19 protein-coding genes are annotated in these 19,691 nt (G+C 64.5%); 4 read left to right on the top strand and 15 right to left on the bottom strand.

Features of this window, described 5'->3' with window-relative positions; translation table 11 throughout:
* Positions 1 to 184 precede the first annotated feature (184 nt).
* Positions 185 to 955: a siderophore-interacting protein gene (locus tag IB272_RS07320; RefSeq protein WP_113554290.1), complete on the bottom strand. Its 771-nt coding sequence runs from the start codon at positions 953 to 955 to the stop codon at positions 185 to 187.
* A gap of 271 nt (positions 956 to 1,226) precedes the next feature.
* Positions 1,227 to 2,456: a PLP-dependent aminotransferase family protein gene (locus tag IB272_RS07315; RefSeq protein WP_034792987.1), complete on the bottom strand. Its 1,230-nt coding sequence runs from the start codon at positions 2,454 to 2,456 to the stop codon at positions 1,227 to 1,229.
* Positions 2,457 to 2,953: 497 nt separating this feature from the next.
* On the opposite strand from IB272_RS07315, the gene IB272_RS07310 reads away from it, so the two are divergent.
* On the top strand, positions 2,954 to 3,403 hold the full coding sequence (locus IB272_RS07310; protein ID WP_127889166.1) for a hypothetical protein: 450 nt from the start codon (positions 2,954 to 2,956) through the stop codon (positions 3,401 to 3,403).
* A 122-nt stretch (positions 3,404 to 3,525) separates the two neighbouring features.
* Here IB272_RS07310 and IB272_RS07305 read toward each other — a convergent pair whose 3' ends face one another.
* Positions 3,526 to 4,188: a LysE family translocator gene (locus IB272_RS07305; protein WP_113081063.1), complete on the bottom strand. Its 663-nt coding sequence runs from the start codon at positions 4,186 to 4,188 to the stop codon at positions 3,526 to 3,528.
* 239 nt (positions 4,189 to 4,427) lie between these two features.
* On the opposite strand from IB272_RS07305, the gene IB272_RS07300 reads away from it, so the two are divergent.
* Together IB272_RS07300 and IB272_RS07295 are read left to right on the top strand one after the other, a co-directional pair.
* A complete protein-coding gene (locus IB272_RS07300; protein WP_034792981.1) occupies positions 4,428 to 5,027 on the top strand; it encodes a class I SAM-dependent methyltransferase in 600 nt (199 codons plus the stop codon).
* 588 nt (positions 5,028 to 5,615) lie between these two features.
* Positions 5,616 to 7,136, top strand: coding sequence for an arylsulfatase (locus tag IB272_RS07295; protein WP_192444248.1), 1,521 nt, complete (start codon positions 5,616 to 5,618; stop codon positions 7,134 to 7,136).
* A 33-nt stretch (positions 7,137 to 7,169) separates the two neighbouring features.
* Here IB272_RS07295 and IB272_RS07290 read toward each other — a convergent pair whose 3' ends face one another.
* The 12 genes from IB272_RS07290 to IB272_RS07235 all read right to left on the bottom strand — a co-directional run bounded on the left by IB272_RS07290 (position 7,170) and on the right by IB272_RS07235 (position 18,946).
* Entirely contained in the window at positions 7,170 to 7,463 is a 294-nt protein-coding gene (locus IB272_RS07290) for a hypothetical protein (RefSeq protein WP_226020593.1), read from the bottom strand.
* Positions 7,464 to 7,633: 170 nt separating this feature from the next.
* A complete protein-coding gene (locus IB272_RS07285) occupies positions 7,634 to 8,341 on the bottom strand; it encodes a L,D-transpeptidase (protein WP_060582772.1) in 708 nt (235 codons plus the stop codon).
* The gene (locus IB272_RS07280; RefSeq protein WP_034793684.1) at positions 8,338 to 9,252 is read right to left on the bottom strand and encodes a glycine betaine ABC transporter substrate-binding protein; all 915 of its coding nucleotides are present in this window, start codon (positions 9,250 to 9,252) and stop codon (positions 8,338 to 8,340) included. The genes IB272_RS07285 and IB272_RS07280 overlap by 4 nt, the downstream gene beginning before the upstream one ends.
* A gap of 544 nt (positions 9,253 to 9,796) precedes the next feature.
* Positions 9,797 to 11,530: a PAS domain-containing methyl-accepting chemotaxis protein gene (locus IB272_RS07275; protein ID WP_060582771.1), complete on the bottom strand. Its 1,734-nt coding sequence runs from the start codon at positions 11,528 to 11,530 to the stop codon at positions 9,797 to 9,799.
* Between the two features lie 118 nt (positions 11,531 to 11,648).
* Complete coding sequence (locus IB272_RS07270; RefSeq protein WP_060582795.1) at positions 11,649 to 12,164, bottom strand: metal-dependent hydrolase; 516 nt, start codon at positions 12,162 to 12,164, stop codon at positions 11,649 to 11,651.
* 129 nt (positions 12,165 to 12,293) lie between these two features.
* A complete protein-coding gene (locus IB272_RS07265; protein WP_034792977.1) occupies positions 12,294 to 12,509 on the bottom strand; it encodes a hypothetical protein in 216 nt (71 codons plus the stop codon).
* 139 nt (positions 12,510 to 12,648) lie between these two features.
* Entirely contained in the window at positions 12,649 to 13,563 is a 915-nt protein-coding gene (gene ubiA / locus IB272_RS07260; RefSeq protein ID WP_060582770.1) for a 4-hydroxybenzoate octaprenyltransferase, read from the bottom strand.
* Between the two features lie 405 nt (positions 13,564 to 13,968).
* Positions 13,969 to 14,631 (bottom strand): peroxiredoxin, encoded by a 663-nt coding sequence (locus tag IB272_RS07255; protein ID WP_060582794.1) that lies wholly within the window; start codon positions 14,629 to 14,631, stop codon positions 13,969 to 13,971.
* A 361-nt stretch (positions 14,632 to 14,992) separates the two neighbouring features.
* Positions 14,993 to 15,550: a thioredoxin gene (locus IB272_RS07250; RefSeq protein WP_034792975.1), complete on the bottom strand. Its 558-nt coding sequence runs from the start codon at positions 15,548 to 15,550 to the stop codon at positions 14,993 to 14,995.
* Positions 15,551 to 15,665: 115 nt separating this feature from the next.
* Positions 15,666 to 16,655: a threo-3-hydroxy-L-aspartate ammonia-lyase gene (locus tag IB272_RS07245; protein WP_060516036.1), complete on the bottom strand. Its 990-nt coding sequence runs from the start codon at positions 16,653 to 16,655 to the stop codon at positions 15,666 to 15,668.
* 63 nt (positions 16,656 to 16,718) lie between these two features.
* Complete coding sequence (locus IB272_RS07240) at positions 16,719 to 17,306, bottom strand: hypothetical protein (protein WP_060582769.1); 588 nt, start codon at positions 17,304 to 17,306, stop codon at positions 16,719 to 16,721.
* 128 nt (positions 17,307 to 17,434) lie between these two features.
* On the bottom strand, positions 17,435 to 18,946 hold the full coding sequence (locus IB272_RS07235; protein ID WP_060582768.1) for a PLP-dependent aminotransferase family protein: 1,512 nt from the start codon (positions 18,944 to 18,946) through the stop codon (positions 17,435 to 17,437).
* A 93-nt stretch (positions 18,947 to 19,039) separates the two neighbouring features.
* Between IB272_RS07235 and IB272_RS07230 the strand changes: the two genes are divergently transcribed.
* Positions 19,040 to 19,663, top strand: coding sequence for an FMN-binding negative transcriptional regulator (locus tag IB272_RS07230; protein ID WP_060582767.1), 624 nt, complete (start codon positions 19,040 to 19,042; stop codon positions 19,661 to 19,663).
* The last annotated feature ends 28 nt before the right edge of the window (positions 19,664 to 19,691 follow it).

Here is a 19,691-nt window from a genome sequence, read left to right as displayed (position 1 = left end):
GCAATTGCGCACCCGAGCCCACGACATGTTTTCCCGGCCTTGTTCCGCCGGCATGAGGGCGGCGGGCGCCCCTCAAGAGAGGCGCGCCTGAGGTAACCGCAGCAGGGCCTGCGCGGATCTTTTGATCCGCCGGCCGAGCGTTCCCGTCGTGATGCCCGAGCAAAGGCACCGGAAAGCGTGATGTCTATTCGAACTTCTCGGTGCTGTCGGCCTTGCCCTTCACCCAGTAGCCGGAGGCTTTCAGCCAGCTGAGCGGCAAGCCGCGCTCCTCGACGAGATGGGTGCGGATCGCCCGGGTGACTGCGGCTTCGGCCGCGATCCAGACGAAGGTGCCGGGCTCGAGCGCCACTTGACGCACGACGGCAAGCAGCGCTGCCGGATCGTGCGCTTGATCGAGCGGGCGATAGGCCCAATGGGTGGTGAGCGCCGCCTTGGTGCGGAATTTCTGCCGCTCGTCCAGCCCGGTGACCGCGACGACGCTGGTGATCTGATGCCCCGCCGGCGTCTCCTCGATCCGCCGCCCGATCGCCGGCAGCGCCGTCTCGTCGCCGATCAGCAGCCATCGCGTGAAATCTCCAGACACGACCGCCGAACCACGCGGCCCGCCGATCTCGAGCTTGTCCCCCACGGAGGCCGCCATTGCCCAGGCGGTCACGGGGCCAGCCTCGTGCAACGCGAAATCGAGCGCCAGAACGCGCGCGTCTGTGTCGTAGCGCCGTGGCGTATAGTCCCGGCGCTCTTCGGTGCCGTTTGCGCCGGGCACGAAGATCTTGATGTGGTCATCCGCCCCGAGGCTGACGAAGTCGGCGAGATCCTCACCGGAAAGCGTGATCCGGAGCATGCCCGGCGTCACCCGCTCGATGCCGGAAACGACGAGCGAGCGGCGCTTCAGCTCATGGCGAACACGCTCGATGCGCGGCGTCGGGAGATGGGAATAGTTGGGAGAATTGTCCATTTGCATCCTTTGGAGGGCCTAGAAAAGCTCGATCCGCAGGACACAGTCGCGCAGATCGAAGCCGCTTCTGGCCGTTCGATCATACGCGTTGAGTGACGTTAACGCTTACGTGGCCGGGGGTGGCCCGGTCATGTCACGTTCTAACTATCGGAAGGCCCCGCTTCGATCAATGCGTCATCTTGACTAAAACACGAAGGTTTTACCAGCCAAAAGAAAAACGCGCCCGCAGGGGCAAGCGCGTTTCTCAAAATGAAGAAGGTCTGACGAAGCCTTAAGCCGCCAGAGCCGCAACTTCGCCACGGATGAGGTCGCCGAGCCGGCGGATGCCCTCGTCGATCATCTGATCGTTGGCGCAGGAGAAGGAAACGCGCAGGGTGTTTTCGCCCGAGCCATCGGCAAAGAAGGCGCGACCGGGAACGAAGGCGACCTTGGCGGTCTCGATCGATTTTGCAAGCAGTGCGGCGCCGTCCATGCCCTTTGGCAGCGTCACCCAGACGAACATCCCGCCTTCCGGCTTCGTCCAGGACACGCCCTCGGGCATGTACTTTTCAAGCGCTGCGAGCATGGCGTTGCGGCGCTGCTTGTAGACCCGGTGGATCTTCGCCACCTGCTCATCGAAGCCGCGCTCGGCAACGGTGCAGATCGCCATCTGGTTGATTGTCGAGGAATGCAGATCGGCTGCCTGCTTCAAGAGCACGAGCTTGCGGATCACCTTTTCCGAGGCGCAGACCCAGCCGACGCGAAGGCCGGGAGCGAGCGTCTTCGAGAACGAGCCGCAATAGATCGTGCGGGTGTTGTTGATGTCGCCCTTCTTGGCGATTTCGAGCGCCAGGATCGGCGGCACCGGCTCGCCGTCATAGCGCAGCGACTGGTAGGCCGCGTCTTCGATGACGGCAATGTCGAGCTCTTCGGCGAGCGTCAGCACGCGCTCGCGGCCGGCCCGGTCGACGGTCTCGCCGGTCGGGTTGGCGAAGTCGGCCGAGAGATAGGCAAACTTGACGCGGCCGCCCGCCTCGCCCGCCGCCTGACGGTAGGCTTCCGGCGTGCGGTTGCCGTTGGGGTTCAGCTGGTCGTAGGTCGGCTCATAGGCGTTGAAGGCCTGCAGCGCGCCGAGATAGGTCGGCCAGGTGACAAGTGCGGTATCGTTCGGCGACAGGAACAGCTTGCCGAGATAGTCGAGGCCCTGCTGCGAACCGGACGTGATGAAGATGTTGTCGGCGCCGGCGGGAATGCCGAGATCGGCCATCTGCTTGGCAAGCCATTCGCGCAGCGGCTTGTAGCCTTCGCTGACCGAATACTGCAGTGCGGCACTCACGGCCGGGCCGGAAAAGATCTCCGCATAGGCGTCCTTGAATTCCGCATCCGGAAACAGCGCGGGATCGGGAATGCCGCCGGCAAACGAGATGATGTCGGGGCGATCGAGCAGCTTCAACAGTTCGCGGATTTCCGAAGCGCGCATCCGGTTCGAGCGCGTCGCGAAGATATGTTCCCAATCCAGCATGGGGTGTTTCCTCAGAGATTATAAGCGGAAAGCGGTTCTCCGCTTCCTCCCGCGTCATTCTAGAGCGCCGTGCGTTCGCATGAACGCACAAAGCACGCTCTGGTTTTTTGTTTAGAGCATCTTTCCGCTTCGGGCGATCCCCCTGGAAGGAAGGATGCACTGGACGGTGATGCGACAGGACCATGACGACCGATTTATGTCAATATTATTGACCTAATTCCGTGCGCTTTTCGGGCTTTTGGGGCTCCGCGCACGTTACGTCTAGGACCTGACGTTACGTCAGCTTGAGCCGAATGCCACGCGCCATGAGGTTAAGCAAGCCATCTGCTCAACCGCTACGCTCGCGCCGCTTGGCCCCAATCGCACAGACGCCCGTCGTCCGCTTGTCCTTGCGCCGGCAGCGGCACCCGGCGCCTGATAACCCAAAGTGGCAAATTGCCGGAGAAGGAGGCGAAGCGTAAAATTTCTCCCCTCAATTCGACCGGAGGGACTAGGCCATGAGCAGACTGTTTATCCTGTCGGCTGGCGCCGCCCTGGCGCTGGCACAAGCGGCGCCGGCGGCACCCGCAGCGCCGGAGACGCAACCCCTCAAGATCGCCAAGGAGTGCAGCCAGTTCACCGGCGACACCCCGAGCTTCTGCACCATTACGGAATCGAACCTCGAAGCGATCCCGGCTGGCAGCAAAATCCTCTACTATGGACCGGTGGTCGCCAATCCCCTCTTCTCCAGCAGCACCGCCGTCATCGCTGTCGGAAACGGCGATTCGGCGCTCGGATACTGCGTCGTCTACGATACGGCCAAGCCGCCGCTCGGCACCTGTGCGTTCCACGCCGGCAGCGGCACGCTAGCTGGCTTCCAGGCGATCGTGAAGGTCACGGTTGACGACAAGCAGATCTGGCACTGGGACGGAGACTACGTGCTCGGCACGACCCAGGCAGCCAAGTAAGACCGTAGGCATTGCCGGCTCCAGACCCGGCCAATCGACACGACGCGGCAGAAGACCTAGGCACTCTGCCGTCAAGCAACGTCTTTCAAGTGCTGTCCCCGCCCAGCGGGGACAGCACCGCCTTACGTTTTGACCGCCGGCGCGCCGGCGTTGCCTGCAAACAGGAGGCGGAAGCCGAGCCCCAGCATGACGGCGCCGGTAAAACGCTGCTGCCAGACGAGCAGCCGCGGAAAACGATAAAGCGCCTGCCCGACCGTTCCCGAAGCAAGCGCTACCGAACCGAGCGAAAGGATGCCGGCAAGCTTCTGCACGATGCCGAGCACGGCAAGCTGCAGCCAAACGGGGCCGGCGGTCGGGTCCACGAACTGCGGCAGGAAGGCGAACATGAAGAGCAGCGACTTCGGGTTCGTCAGGCTGTTGATCGTTCCCTCGCGGACCGCGCGCCAGTCCGACACCTCGGTCGCCGCCAGCCGCTTGCTTTCGGCCGCATCGCCGAAACTCGACCAGACCATGCGCGCGCCGAGATAGAGCATGTAGGCGGCCCCCACCCACTGCAGAAGCATGAGCCCGGCGGGATAGGCCTTCAGCAGCGAGGCGACGCCGAGGACCAGCAGGCCTACCTGCACGACGCCGGCGACGAAGATCATGCCGACCACCGTTAGCAGCGCCACCCGGCGCCCCTGCCCGATCCCGCGGGCGAGCACCAGCATCATGTCCGGACCGGGCGTGATCTCCAGAACGAAGAGTGCAGCAACGAAGGTCAGGAGAATGGGGAGATCGGCCATTGAAGGTTCCGGCTGAGGACAACTGCCACATGCTTATCCGGAAGCGTCAGGCCTGTCGATCAGCCCGCTTTAACCGCAGCATGCCGATATTTTTTGCTCCGCCTGCCGCCATCTTCGTCTAATCTGCTCTCGGGCTTCGAACGGAGAAAAACGACCCATGGCGAAACGCTGACGGAACGGATTTCGCAGCCCAAGGCAATCGCCCTTCCCACGCCGGCGCCAACGCCCAGAAAGCATCGATGACAAAACCCGACGACGACACCCTCGCCTTCTATCGCGACAATGCCGCCACCTATGCGGCGCGCGAACGCAAGCCGCCGGCAACCCGTCTCGCGGCCTTCATGGCCCGTCTCGCCCCCGGCGCCTCGGTGCTCGATCTCGGCTGCGGCGGCGGGCATGACAGCCTTGTTCTGCTGGACCATGGCTTCGACGTCAGCGCCTGCGACGGTTCGGCGGAACTGGCGCGGGAAGCCGAAGTGCGCATCGGCCGCAAGGTCGAGGTCATCACGTTTCAGGAGATCGTTTGGGAAGGACGGTTCGACGGCATCTGGGCCGAGGCCTCGCTTCTGCATGTGCCGCGCACGGAGCTTGCCGACGTGCTCACACGCATTCGCCGGACGCTGAAGCCGGGCGGTCTTCTGCAGGCGAGTTTCAAGGCCGGCGAGACGGAAGGCCACGACCGCTTCGGCCGCTACTTCAACTACCCCTCAGCCGAATGGCTGCGCGCCTGCTTCGAAGACGCCGGCTGGCCCGAGCCTGACATCAGCGAGGCCGATGGAAGCGGCTATGACGGCGAACCAACCCGCTGGCTGCATGTCTCGGCAAGGCGCACGGCTTGAGCCGGTTCAGCGCTACGACCGTAAAGCCATGCAGATCGAAGTGCACGACGCCACGTGTTGTCGCGGTTCAGCGACGGCAAGCTTGAAGCGCCCGCGCCATTGGAACCCCTCCGGGTCGTCCACGGATCCCGTTTTGCTTCCCCGCGCCCTCAGGCCTCGCGGCTGAAGTAACTCAGGATCAGAAGCGTGCAGATCGCCGCAACGATCAAGGCGTCGAAAAGTGCAAAGTGCTCGAAGAACGAGAGCATGGCATGTCCTCCTTCCAACTAAACCTATGAGAGCACATATTTTCCAAACTTGGAAGAAGTTCTGGAAAATATACTGACCAAACAACGCAATTCGCCCGAATAATATTTGCACTGCAGCATTATTTATTTGCACTGCACAAAGCTTAATTCCATGAAAATTATCGTTGACAGTGCCGCGACAGCTCAACGATACAGCCGTCGATAGGCCGTCAACGACGCGCCATTTGACCCCTTTGCCACCACGACAATGTTAATTGACGGCGCTACCGGAAGGTGCAGATATTAGAAAAATCGAATAAAAGATCCGCTGTCCGGTCGGGTCGCATTTCCAGGGGTGCGCATGTCTGAACTGCAAGCGAACAACGCCCGTGCAAACGCATGCGGCGGCAAGACGGCTGAGGCGGATCCGGAAGTCGGCCTGACCCGGCGCGACATTCTCATGAGCAGTGCGGCGATCGCCGTTGCCGCCGGGCTGCCGGCGAGCCTTGCGGCTCTTGCCCCGAATGCGGCGCAAGCAGCCGGCGCGACGGCGCCGAACATCGTCTACATCATCGCTGACGATCTCGGCTGGGGCGATGTCGGCTTCCGCGGCTCGGACATCAACACACCCAATCTCGACAGGCTGGCGGCGACCGGCGTAACCTTCGACCAGTTCTACACCCAGCCGATGTGCACGCCGACGCGCGCAGCCTTCCTCACCGGCCGCTACCCGCTGCGCTATGGCCTGCAGACGGGCGTGATCCCCTCGCCCGGCTCCTACGGGCTGGCGCTCGACGAATACCTGCTTTCCCAGGTCATGAAGGATGCCGGCTACAGAACCGCACTGGTCGGCAAGTGGCATCTCGGCCATGCCAAGCCGGAATATTGGCCCAAGCAGCGCGGCTTCGACACCTTCTACGGCGCGCTGGTCGGCGAGATCGACCACTTCAAGCACGCCTCCCATGGGGTGAAGGACTGGTACCGTGGCAACAGGCCGCTCGAGGAGACCGGTTTCGACAACACGCTGATCGGCGACGAGGCAGCCCGGGTGGTCGAAAGCCACGACCCCTCAAGCCCGCTGTTCCTCTACCTCGCCTTCACCGCGCCGCACACGCCCTTCCAGGCGCCTGATGACTATCTCGAGCGCTACAAGCACATCGCCGACAAGAACCGCCGTGCCTATGCGGCGATGATCTCCGTGCTCGACGACGGTATCGGCAAGCTGCTGGCGTCGCTCGAAAAACGCGGCATGCGCGACAACACGATGATCGTCTTTCACAGCGACAATGGCGGTGTGACGAGTTCGCTCTTTGCCGGCGACAGCAAGGTGAGCGGCGGGCTGCCGGCCGACAACGGCCCCTATCGCGACGGCAAGGGCACGCTCTACGAGGGCGGCACCCGCGTGGTCGCGCTTGCCAACTGGCCGAAGAAGATCAAGCCCGGCAAGGTCGCAGGCATGGTCCATGTGGTCGACATGTATCCGACGCTGGCAGCGATCGTCGGCGCGACGCTCGACAAGAACCAGCCGCTCGACGGCATCAACCTCTGGCCCTCTTTGAGCGAGGGCAAGCCGACGCCGCGCACCGAGGTTGTCTACAACGTCGACCCCATGGGCGGCGCCGTGCGCCGGGACAACTGGAAGCTCGTCTGGAAGGCGACGCTGCCGCAAAAGGTCGAACTCTTCGATCTTGGCGCCGACCCGTCCGAAGCACACGATGTTTCGGCCGATTACGCCGACCGCGTGCGCGACTTCCAGGACTGGATCACCAGCCTTGCGGTCGAGATGGACCAGCCGCTGCTGCTGATGGACGCGGCGCGCCTGACCTTCTACGCAGCGCCCGTCGTTGCCGATCCTTCGACGCTGTTCAATATTGGTGATTGACGGCCGGCAGCATGGCCGCGGCCGGGTTGTCTGCTAGACCGGCGTGACCGACTTCACGCTGCCGGCGGTGTCGACGATGCACGTGAACTTGCGGCCGGCGGCGTCGAGGTCGACGCTGTAGGAGGCGGCATCGAGCGCCCGCGAACTGGTCGGCAAGACCTTGGCGCTGTCGACCTGGGCAGCACCGGCGGCCGCATGGGCACACAGAAGCTGCAGATCAGCCGGCGCCGTCTGCAGGCTGGTGCGCGCCATATCCTCGGGCTTGGGTGCGGACTGGCAACCGCTGATCGCAGCCGTGGCCGCCAGCGCCAGAACAAGGCCTTTCATACGCAATATCCCCTCGCTCACCACGTATCCTCCCCTTCGCATCTTCTGTCCCTGTTTCTTCGCGCGATCGGCCACGCGTGTCCCCGGCGGCCGATCGGTTCTTTCCTGGCGCCCGCAAGGTGCCTGCGCCGACGCGCCGCTCTCAAGCGACCCGTCTTGCCTATACTGCCTCAAACGCCCTTGTAGAGCGCTGCCCCCTGCATCAGCACGATCACCTTGGCGCCGATCTCGATGCGCGAATGCAGATCGATGACGTCGTCATTGTTCATGCGGATGCAGCCGGAGGAAACGTCGAGCCCGATCGTCCAGGGCTCCACCGTGCCGTGGATGCGGTAGATCGTGTCCTGGTCGCCCTCGTAGAGATAGAGCGCGCGGGCGCCGAGCGGATTGTCCGGCCCGCCGGGCATGCCGGCCGCCCATTTCGCCGCATTCGGGTCGCGCGCCACCATCTCGGCCGGCGGCGTCCAGGTCGGCCATTCGGCCGTGCGCCCGACGCGCACGATGCCGGCCCAGCCGAAGCCCTCCCGCCCGACGCCGATGCCGTAGCGGATCGCCTGGCCGCCGGGTTGCACCAGGTAGAGGAAGTGCTGATTGCCGTCGATGATGATCGTGCCCGGCTGTTCCGCCGTTCGGAAGGTCACCACCTGGCGGCGGAACGCCTCTGGCAGCTGATTGTTGCGGGCGAAATACTGCCGCGCTTTCTTCTTGTCGTAGTTCACCCATTTCTTGGTGCGGGCGTCGTAGATCTGCGTCTGAGCCCATGCGGCGAGCGGCCCGAGCGTAAGGGCGGCGGCAAGCACCGCGACACCGAGCCTGCGCCGCGTCCACAGGGGCCGTTCCGTGCCGGCAAGGCGATTGTCGTCAGAACGTCCGCTCATGGCTTGGCCCACCCGTCGATGCGCGCCGCGTTGTCCTCGGCCCATTTCTTCGCGTAATCGGCCGGCGCCTGCCGCTCGACCTCCAGCGCGTAGCTCATCTTCGTCACTTCCTCCGGCGAGAAATCCACCTTCTCCAGGAACTTCGCGACATCGGGGTGTTTCTTGCCGAAGGCAGTGGCATAGGCGATCTGGAAATGTGCCGCTTGCCAGGCGGTCGAGGCGCTGGATTTCGACACCCAGAGCGGGTCGCTCGGCGGCAAGATCTTCCACTTGGCGGCATCGTGCGGCGGCTCTTCGAGCCGTGCGATCGGGTGCAGCTCGAACACGTGATGCGGCGCGTAGCAGTAGAACACCATCGGCCTCTCGGTCGCGACGGCCGCATCGACGGCAGCCATCGCCACCTCCTCTTCCGCCTCGAACAGCGTCAGCGTCTTGTCGTAGCCGTAGCCGGCCGCCCGCGCCCGCTCGATGCCGGTCGAAAGCCAGGTGGCGGCGCCGATCCACATCTCGCCCTTGCCGTCGCCGTCGGTGTCGAGGACCTTGGTCTTTTCGGGGTCGCTGAGATCGGCGGCCGACTTGATCGTCTTGGCCGCTTCCGGCGTGGCGCAAAGGCCCTGCCAGGCCGGCACGCTGCGTTCGGTCAGCTGGCCGACCCCCTTTTCGGTCACGTATTTGCGCACGACGTCTTCGAAGTTCGGTCGCCAGACCTCAGGCTGAATGTCGACCGTGCCCGCCTCGAAACCGACGAAGGCATTGAGCGTGCCGAGTTCCTTGACCTCGGCATCGAGCCCGAATTTCTTGGCGATGCCCACTTTCAGGATATTGGCCGTCGCCTGGCCCGACGGCCAGTTCGGCATGGCGATCACCAGATCGGCGGCAGTGGCAGGCAGCGCCACGGATGCGGCCAGCATGGCAGCCAGCACCGCTGGCAGTAACCTCGACTTTTCCTTCACAATCCCCTCCGGCCTCGAGCAATCGATGCGAATGACGTCGTGAATGCGTATGTCGTGCTCAAGCGACGCTGAAACGCGTCGCAACTCTGCAGGTTTCCCTTGATCGCGAGCCCCTGCAGCTCTTCAGAATGCCATGGCGACCTGGCGAGACGCACGGGCGCCGTTGGCGAATGCGAAGCTTATCAATGCCTTGGGCCTTTGGCCCTGCTCTTCCCGTGCCGTATCCGGCATCTTCGTTCGTTGGCCGGCAGGATGCATAGAACCGTGGGCTTCGTCAACGTATCAGCGATACCACACGTTGCACGGACACGTCTGCCGATCGTCTATCACGCGGCAATGCCACGGGAGACCTCGGAGACAGCGCAGTCGCAATTTCGTTGCTGCGTTCGGGCTCTCGAACACTCGTATGGTTGCCTTGGAGGGGATGAGGCGGGCCGCACCCCCGGCCCGCCCGCCCGCGAACGGCAGGGCATGATCGCCCCGCACGTCCCGCTTTGTTCCCTCAGGCGGCCCGCGCGTCGGCCGCGCGGCGACGGTCACCCATGCCGCCCGTTGCCGCTGCCGTGCCCGCCTCGCGCCGCTCGGCACGGCGGTTGAGCTGGAAGCGGTTGACCAGTTCCGTCAGCCGCTGCGCGCCTTCGGCCAGCCGGACGCTGACGTCGGCGGTGCGCTCCACCATGCCCGCATTCTTCTGCGTCATGACGTCGATGTCGTTGACCGCAGCATTGATTTCGCCGAGGCCCGCCGTCTGCTCGGTCGCAGCCGTCGCGATCGCCGCGATCCGCGTGTCGATCGCCGCGACGAAGTCCTCGATTTCCTTCAGCGCGCTGCCGGTATCGCCGACGAGGCGCACGCCTTCGGCGACTTCGGCGACCGAATTCTGGATCAGCGCCTTGATCTCCTTGGCGGCCTTGGCCGAGCGCTGGGCGAGCTCGCGCACCTCCGAGGCAACGACCGCAAAGCCCTTGCCGGCATCGCCGGCGCGCGCCGCCTCGACCCCGGCGTTGAGCGCCAAAAGGTTGGTCTGGAAAGCGATCTCGTCGATCACGCCGATGATCTGGCTGATCTCCTCGGAGGCCGCCTTGATGCGTTGCATCGCCGTCACCGCATCGCGCACGACGCCGGAAGAGCTGTGCGCCGATTGCCGCGCATTTTGCACCAGTGCGCGGGTCTGCTGGGTGTTCTCGGTTGAGGTGCGCACCGTCGCCGTCGCCTGTTCCAGCGCCGCCGAGGTCTGCTCCAGGGCTGCCGCCTGCTGGCGCGTGCGGTCGGCAAGATGCTCGGCGGCATCCTTCATCTCGTGGCTGTTGCTGTTGAGGTCGCGGGTCTGGCTGAGCACGGCCGACAGCGTTTCCTGGAACATGCCGATCGAGGTGTTGAAGTCGCGCCGAAGGATTTCGAGCTCGCCGACGAAGGGCTCGTCCAGCGTCATGCGGATGTTGCACTCGGCTAGGCGGCCGAGCCCGGCGCCGATCTCCTGGACCGCAAGCACGCGGTCGGAAACGTCGACGGCGAATTTCACCACCTTCGACACGCGACCGGCATCGTCGAGGATCGGATTGTAGGACGCCTGGATGAAGACCGTCTTGCCACCCTTGCCGATACGCTTGAACTGGTCGGTGACGAAGCGCCCGGCCGCAAGATCGCGCCAGAAGCCGGCATAGGCGGGCGAATGGACATCGTCAGGCTCGCAGAACATGGAATGGTGCCGGCCGACGATCTCGGGAAGCGCGTAGCCCATGGCCGAAAGGAAGTTTTCGTTGGCGGTGATGATCTCGCCCGAAGGCGTGAATTCGATGATCGCCTGGGCCCGCGACAGGGCGTCGATCTTGCCCTGATCGTCGGTGCTCTTTGCCTTCGACGCGGTGATGTCCGTCGCGAACTTCACCACCTTGTAGGGCTTGCGGCCGCGAAACACCGGATTATAGGAGGCCTCGATCCAGATCTCCCGCCCGCCCTTACCGATGCGCCGGTACTGCTGGCTGTCATATTCGCCGCGGGCAAGGCGTGCCCAAAAGTCGGCATAGGCAGCGGATGCCGCCTCCTCCGGCTGCACGAACATGCGGTGATGCCGGCCGACAATCTCGTGGAGATCGTAACCCATCGCGCGGCAGAAATTCTCGTTGGCGGTCAGGATCGTGCCGGAAAGATCGAATTCGATGATCGCCTGCGACCGGTTGATCGCATCGAGCATGGCTTTGGCATCGGACGAAAAAAGAAACGGCAGGCCAGTCATGAGGGCGGGACCTATAGCTAACAAATCGAAAAGGGATACATGCGAATTGTAGCTATTCGTATGATAAATTTCTTAAGCGATTCTTTTCGCGCCCCCTAGAATTGCTCTGCTTTTGCTCTCATGCAGCCTCGGTCCCGATCGTGCGCCGCGCTCTCAAATCGTGCAAAGCGAAATGGCCGGCCAGCAGCCAGATCAAAACTTCCAGCGCAAAGGTCCAGTGCAAGAGGAAGTTCAGGTACCAGGGTTTGTAGACCGCCTGCACATGCACAAGGTTCACCCTGAGATCCACAAAAGGAAAGAACCAGCGGATATCAGCCGCGACAGAATCCATCACCAGATGCAGGAGCACGCTCGAAAGCCCGACACCGACAAGGACGAGCTGTTTGCGCCGCCCGGTGGCGATGAGAACAAGCGCAACCGTCGCCGCCAGCACCAGCCAGAAGATCGGCGTGTGCACCCAGTAGTCGTGATGCGGCGTGCGGCGCTGGTCGATCAGGTAGAAATAGGCGAGATCGAAATCCGGCAGGACGGAACAGACAAGCCCGACCCCGAAGATGGCGCGGGCCTGCGACGGGTTGCGGCGCGCAAACGGGCGGCACAGCAGATACCCGGCCGGCAGATGTGCAATGAACAAGCAGGTTTCCTCCCGAAGCGCGGCGATACCCGCGCCCAACCGGCGCAGTCTTGACGCGAACGCCGGAGAATTGCAACCGAACTTGTCGCTTTGATGGCTTCCACCCACAGGCATCGCTGCCAGCGGACGTTACCAGTTGCCCGGATCTGCCGTGTGGTCGACGCTCGCGAATTCGTCCGCCTTGTCGCGCTCGAGCGTCAGCCTGGTGATGTTCTTCGCCTCGTCGGTGACGGCGTAGGAAAGCGGCGCCGGCTCGCGGGTCAGATACTGGTACATCAAAAGGGCCGCCTCCTCGGCGCTATCGGCCTCGAATTCCTTGGCGACGCTGACGAAGAACCTTTGCATGGCCTGCCCCTGCCCGTTTGACTGCGCTGAACGCCTGGATATGACATCTGGATATGACATGGAGCGCTCGCGCCGGGCGTCAATGCGTCGCCCGCCTGTCGGCCGTATTCCAGGCGGCAGGCCGGACGCTCGGCGTCCCTCAAAAACTTCCGGCGAGAGCGGCGGCAGCCAGCAGCCCGCCGGTCAGGATATTCGCCAGAAACAGTCGATAGCTGATTTCGGGGCGATCGAGGTCGAAACGCCGGGCCTGCCACGCGAGATGGGCCGCGATCACCACCATGCCGATGGCATACAGGCTCGACATGCCGAGCATCCAGCCGCCGACAGACCAGGCGGCCAGCGTCAGGCCGTAGAACAGGGCGATACAGGCCTTGCCGTGAGAGCCGAACAGGATCGCCGTCGACTTGAGACCGAGACGCGTGTCGTCCCGCACATCGACATAGGCGTAGGCCGTATCATAGCCGATCTGCCACGCAACGGCGCCGGCCCACATCAGCACAGCGCCCGCCGGAACATGTCCGGCAACCTGCGACCAGGCCATCAGCATGCCCCAGTTGAAGGCAGCGCCCAAGACCGCTTGCGGCCAATGGGTGAACCTCTTGCAGAAGGGGTAGAGGAACACGAGCGGCACGACGCACACCGCAAGCACACGGGTCGCGGGGCTCAGGAAGACAAGGAGCGAAGCGGCGAGTGCAAGTTGCGCAATCAGGAAGACAACGGCCCGGGACATACCGATCTCACCATTTGCAAGCGGACGAAACCGCGTGCGCTCGACATGCCCGTCGAAATTGCGGTCGGCCATGTCATTGATGGTGGAGCCGGCACTGCGCATCAGAAATGCGCCGAGCGTGAAAACCAGAATATCCCGGATCTCGGGAAGGCCATGCGCCGCCTGGAAAAGCGCCGCCCAACAGGGAAAGAGCGTCAGCCAGATACCGACCGGCCTGTCGAGCCGCGCAAGACGGGTATAGGGCCGCACCGTCCGCGGTAACCAGCGATCCACCCAGTCGCCGCGGTGAATGTCTGTCAGGTCGGGGCGGCTTGCTGCGGTCATGGGGCGGGTCATCCAGTCAGCGTGCGGCGCGCTCCGGCGGCGGCCACAAACAGCGGCACTATAGGCGCGGGCGTGCTCAGATAAAGGAGGGTTTCTGTCGCAGAGGAAGCAGGCTTCCGGCGCGGGGTTCGCCGCTCCGGCAACCATGGGTCGTGGGAATGGAAGCTAAACGGCCTCTCCGCCGCCCCCCAGAGGCGGGAAAAGGAAACGCGGAAGGCACGCCAACGTCCCTTCTCCCCGCATGCGGGGAGAAGGCGCCGGCACGCGGGTGAGGGTCAGCTCCCTCACCGCGAGATGAGGGGCAGCCCCCTCGTCACGGAATGCGGATAAACCCTCACCCCCAGCAACGAAGGACGAACCCGTAACGCGGGCGCTTCCGCGCCCTGGCGAAATGTCAGCCCCGCCTCAGCCCTTCGGCTGCGGCACGATGCGGATATAGGGCTTCGGCGCGCGCCAGCCCTCCGGATAGACCTTGCGGGCATCCTCATCCGTGACGGAGCCGGCGATGATCACGTCGTCGCCCTGCTGCCAGTTCACCGGCGTTGCCACCTTGTGCTTGGCCGTCAGCTGCAGCGAGTCGATGACGCGCAGCACCTCGTCGAAGTTGCGGCCAGTCGTCATCGGATAGATGAGGATCAGCTTGATCTTCTTGTCCGGGCCGACGACGAAGACGTTGCGCACCGTCTGGTTGTCAGCGGGCGTGCGCTTGGTCGGATCGCCGGAAACCGGCGCCGGCAGCATGCCGTAGAGCTTCGAGACGGTGTAGTCGACATCGGCGATCATCGGGAAGTTCGGCGCATAGCCCTGTGTCTCCTCGATATCGGCGGCCCAGCCGGCATGGCGGTCGAGCGGATCGACCGAAAGGCCGATGATCTTGACGCCGCGCCGGTCGAATTCCGGCTTGATGCGCGCCATGTAGCCGAGCTCGGTGGTGCAGACGGGCGTAAAGTCCTTCGGGTGCGAAAACAGCACCGCCCAGGAGTCGCCGATCCAGTCGTGAAACCGGATCGTGCCGTCGGTTGTCCCGACCTCGAAGTCCGGTGCGAGGTCATTGATTGCAAGCGTCACGATACCCTCCAGTTGTGTATGCACCGCGCCCATCCGGAGCGGTGGCAGCGCTTAGATTTTTGGCAACGCGGCGTCCGAAAAGGCGCTCAAAAAGCCCGCTGTATTCCTCTGGCTTTTTCCAACATGTGTTTTCCGACGGAAATCGGCCGGAGAGAAATCCATTTAGAAAAACAAAATATTACAGTGGCCTCCGCCCTGTCATTCAGACGCTTGGCGCCGTCGCGCGAGGCTCAGTGTGCCACTTTTGCCGGTTAAGGCAACTGGAAAGACGGGCGTCGCCAACGGCCCGGTCGAGCCCCGGGAAAATGCCCGCAACGGGGGCCTGGCCGCTGCCCGCCGGAAGCGTCCCTTGCAACCTTCGTCAGGCGAGCAACTTCGCCGCCCAGGCCGAAACATCATCGCCGCTGCTCACGTCCGGCCGCACGATCCCGTCGATCATGAAGGTCGGGGAGACGTGGATGCCGTTCTGGCGGGCGTACCGGCAATGCCATTTGATCTCCCGATCGAGATCGGGGATCGCAAAGGCCGCCTTCAGTTGCACGCCGCTATAACCTTCCAGTCGCTCGATGATCGTGTTGGGGGTCACGTCCATGTTGGGCCCACCGGCGTGGTGGGTGAACTCGAACTCCTCCCGATGCGCAGCGACGGCCGCGATGACGGTCTTTGCGGTCTCCTTGCCGCCCGCCAGCGTCGAGGCCGCAAGAATACAGCGAACGACGACGCCGGAATACATGTGCCAGGGCTGCGACTGCAGCCGGATCTTGATGGTGATCCTGTCCGCGCCGGCGCGGGCGAGAAGGGCATCGAGCTTGCCGAATGCCTTGGCCGAGTAAGGATCCGTCGGTTCCAGAAAGACCTCGAAGAGGTGCGGACCGGTGCCCCAGGTGAGTGGATCGGCGTGCCAAGGTGCGTCTGTCATGTGATGTCCCCTTCTTCAAGCCGACTGGTCTGTTCGATGAACGTCGAGAGCCATGCGTGCGGTCTGCAAGGCTTCGACGAAATGGCGGGCACCAGGACGGCGGTCCGGGTAAAGTTCACGTCGCCTGCAGCAGCGCGCCGTAGGTCGCCAGATCGACATTGCCGCCGCTCAGGACGATGCCGACGCGCTTGCCGCCGCAGGCAAGCACCCCCTCGAGCACGGCGGCCGCCGCAAGGCAGCCGGTCGGCTCGACCACGATCTTCATGCGCTCGCCGAAGAAACGCATGGTTTCGACCAGTTGTGCGTCGCTCACCGTGACGATGTCGGCGACCGCGCGCTGGATGATCGGAAAATTGTGGGCGCCGATGCTGGGGGTGAGCGCGCCGTCGGCGATCGACTTCGGGATGGCGATTTCGACGATTCGGCCCTGGCGCAGCGACTGCTGGCCGTCATTGCCGGCCTCGGGCTCGACGCCGACGATGGTCGCGCCGGGCGAGCGCTCCCTGGCGGCGAGCGCGGTGCCGCCAAGCAGCCCGCCGCCGCCGAGCGGCGTGACGATCAGGTCGAGTTCACCCACCTCCTCGATCAGTTCGAGAATTGCCGTCCCCTGTCCCGCGATCACGTCCGCATGGTCGAAGGGAGGGATCAGCACGGCGCCGCGCTCGGCCGCCAACCGGGCGCTGATGGCCGAGCGGTCTTCCTTGTAGCGGTCGTAGAACACGACGTCGGCGCCATAGCCGCGCGTTGCCGCCACCTTCATGTCGGGCGCATCGGCGGGCATGACGATCGTCGCTGCGACGCCCTGCAGGCGCGCGGCATAGGCGATCGCCTGGGCATGATTGCCGGAGGAAAAGGCGACGACGCCCTGCCTCGATCCCTTTTCCCTGAGCGCGGCGATGGCGTTATAGGCACCGCGGAACTTGAAGGCGCCGCCGCGCTGGAAGTTTTCCGCCTTGAAGAACAGCCGGGCGCCGGTGGCGGCATCGGCCGTGCGCGAGGTCAGGACCGGCGTTCGGTGCGCGATCCCGGCGATCCGGTTTCGGGCCATCTGCACGTCGTCGAATGTCGGAATGCGCAATGCCTCGTCCGCCGCTGAAACTGCCATCGAGCCTCTCCCCTGAGCCTGCTTTCCGGAGGCTAGTAAAGACCGCCATGCAAGGCAAGGACGTCAGTCGTGTCCCCCATTTTTGGACGCCTGCCCATCTTGGGGCGGGACCGTGCGGTAATGGTTGACGGCGAAGCTGAAGAGCACCTTGAGCATGAAGAGGCCTGAGACCGCCATCATCGCCGGCGTCAGACCGGGCAGAAGCGGCAGGCCGGCAAGGCCAATCGCAGTGAGCAGCCCGCCGACAAAGGTCTGTGCCTCCCGCCCCGCCAGCCGGTTGACGAGCGCGGCCGCTGCGATCGTATAGGCCCAGACGACAACCGCGGCCGCGATCCCGCTGCCAAGAAGCAGCGCGACGAGGACGATGTGGAAATGGATGGCGATGAATATCCAGCGGTTGCGCGGCCGGGCTGCGTAGAAATCATTGGTCGACGGCGTGAAATTGGCGACGCAGCCGGCGGCGATGTCGAGCACGAGAACAAGCGCCAGCGCCGCCCGCCACCAGGCAAGATCGGCAAGCATCGACCCCGCAGACAGCGCAAAGACGACGGCAACGCCGGCTCCGAACAGGAGTATGGCGGCGAGATAGGCGAGTGGTTGCTCTTCACCGAAAACGTCGTGCAGGTGGGGATGGATGCGAAGAGATCTCATGGAGGTCGCCTGGGCAAACGCGGAATGGCCGCCACTATGAAGGGACGTTGGCCGGGCGCAAGCGGCTAACCGTAACGTGCCGCCGGGATGCCCAGCCGCGCACGGGCTCCGTTCCGCCCACTCCCGACCTATGACGGCTTCGCCTCCGCCTTCTCGTCGCCCCAGGACCGCAACAGCTGCGCAAGTGCTGCCACGCCCTTGCCGATCTCGGCTGCCTCGAGGCTCGAATAGCCCATGACGATGCCGGCCCGGTCCGGCCGGTGGCCGGCATCACCTGCCGCATAGAGCGGCGAAACCGGATAGAGGCCGACGCCAGCCGCCCGCGCTCGCGCGATCAGCATGTCTTCCTGCGCCTTTTCCAACTGCTCGAACCAGACGACCACATGCAGGCCGGCATCGGCGCCGGATATGGTCACCGCGTCGCCGAGCTCCGCCTTGAGCGCCGTCAACAGGGCCTCCCGCCGGCGGCCATTGTTGCGCCGGCTGCGGCGGATGTGGCGCTCATAGGCGCCGCTTGCAATCATCGCCGCCAGTGCTTCCTGCTCGAGGCTTGGCGAATGGCGGTCGATCAGTTGTTTGGCGGCGGCAAAGGCCGGGACAAGCGGCGGCGGCACGACGAGATAGCCGAGCCGGAGCATCGGCGACAGGCTCTTGGAAATCGTGCCGAGATAAAGCACGTTTTCCGCCTGTCCCATGGTCTGGAGCGGCGGGATCGGCCGGATGTCGTATCGATATTCGCCGTCGTAATCATCTTCGAGCACATAGGCCCCGGTTCGCCTGGACCAGGCCAGAAGCGCCTGCCGCCGCCGGGCCGAAAGCACGCTGCCGAGCGGGAACTGATGCGAGGGCGTGACATAGGCGAGCCTGGCATCCTCCAATTGTTCGAGGATGTCGGTCCTCAGCCCTTCCGCGTCGACCGCGAGGGGAACCACCGCGGCGCCGGCGGCGGCAAAGACCCGGCGCGCCATCACATAGCCGGGATCCTCCATCGCCACCCGGTCGCCAGCATCGACGAGCACGCGCGCCGCAAGGTCCAGCCCCTGCTGCGAGCCGTTGACGACGACGATCTGATCCGGATCGCAACTGAGCCCCCGCGCGCGCCAGAGATAGGCCTGCAGGGCCATGCGCAGGGCAGACGAACCGGCGGGGTGATCATAGGCAAGCCGCGGCCTTCGCCGGCGGAGCGCCGCGTTGACCGACTGCCGCCACGCCTCCTCCGGAAAATCCGCGGCCGACAGGTCGCCGTAACGAAAGTCGGCAATCAGCCGAGCAGAAACCGGCGGCGTCCAGATCGGCCCGTCGCAAAGGGCAGCCCCCAGGCGTGACAGGCGAACCGCCGCCGCACCCTTGTCCCGATGCTTCTGGCTCGCTGGACGCCCGGGCGCGGCCACCGAGCCGGGACCCTGCCGGGCCGCAAGCAACGCGACCCGCGAGCGCGCGCCCTGCCGGCTTTCCAGATACCCCTCGGACAGAAGCTGCTCATAGGCGGCCGTCACCGTCGTGCGCGAAACGCCAAGCTCGGCGGCGAGCGTCCGCGTCGACGGCAGCAGCGCCTCGGCGCCATAGGTGCCGTCAAGGACCTGTGCCTTCAGCGCCTCATAGATCCGCCGGGCGGTCCCGACCGTCGCCTCTTCTTTCATCGTTACAAACTGGCCCACGCATTTATACGGAAACTGGATATTCTTGGCCGTCCAGTTTGCCTCTATGACGGGGCGAGCACAAGGAGCGAGATCATGTACACACCGCCTGCCTTCAAGGAAGAAACGCTGAGCGTGTTGCACGACATCATCGAGGCGGCTTCGCTTTCGACCCTCGTCACCGCCACGGCCGATGGGCTGCTTGCGACCCCGCTGCCGCTGCTGCTTGATCGCAACGAGGGGCCGAACGGCACGCTCTACGGCCACGTCGCCCGCGCCAACCCGCAAGGAACGACGCCGGTCATCGGCGCGGCTATGGCGACCTTCATGGGGCCGGACGCCTATGTCACGCCCTCCTGGTATGCCTCCAAGCGCGAACACGGCAAGGTCGTGCCGACCTGGAACTATGTCGCCGTGCACGCCTATGGCGCGGCCCAATTCTTCACCGACGAGGACCGGCTGCTCGACATCGTCACGCGGCTGACCAACCGGCATGAGGCCGGACGAGCCGAGCCCTGGCAGGTCAGCGACGCGCCCGCCGCCTTCGTCAAGGCGCAGCTTCGCGGCATCATCGGCCTCAGGCTGCCGATCGAGCGTCTCGACGGCAAGCGCAAGATGAGCCAGAACCGCAGCGCCGAGGACCGCACCGGCGTCGCGGCAGGGCTTGCCGCAAGCGCCCGCCGCGAGGATCGCCTCGTCGCTGAGGAAATACCGGTCTGACCACGGACGAAGGGACCGCCGGCGGCTG

Source organism: Ensifer sp. ENS08, assembly GCF_014852195.1.
Taxonomy (GTDB): domain Bacteria; phylum Pseudomonadota; class Alphaproteobacteria; order Rhizobiales; family Rhizobiaceae; genus Ensifer; species Ensifer adhaerens.
The sequence above is the reverse complement of the archived record's forward strand: the minus strand, read 5'-3'. Positions and strand labels throughout refer to the sequence as shown.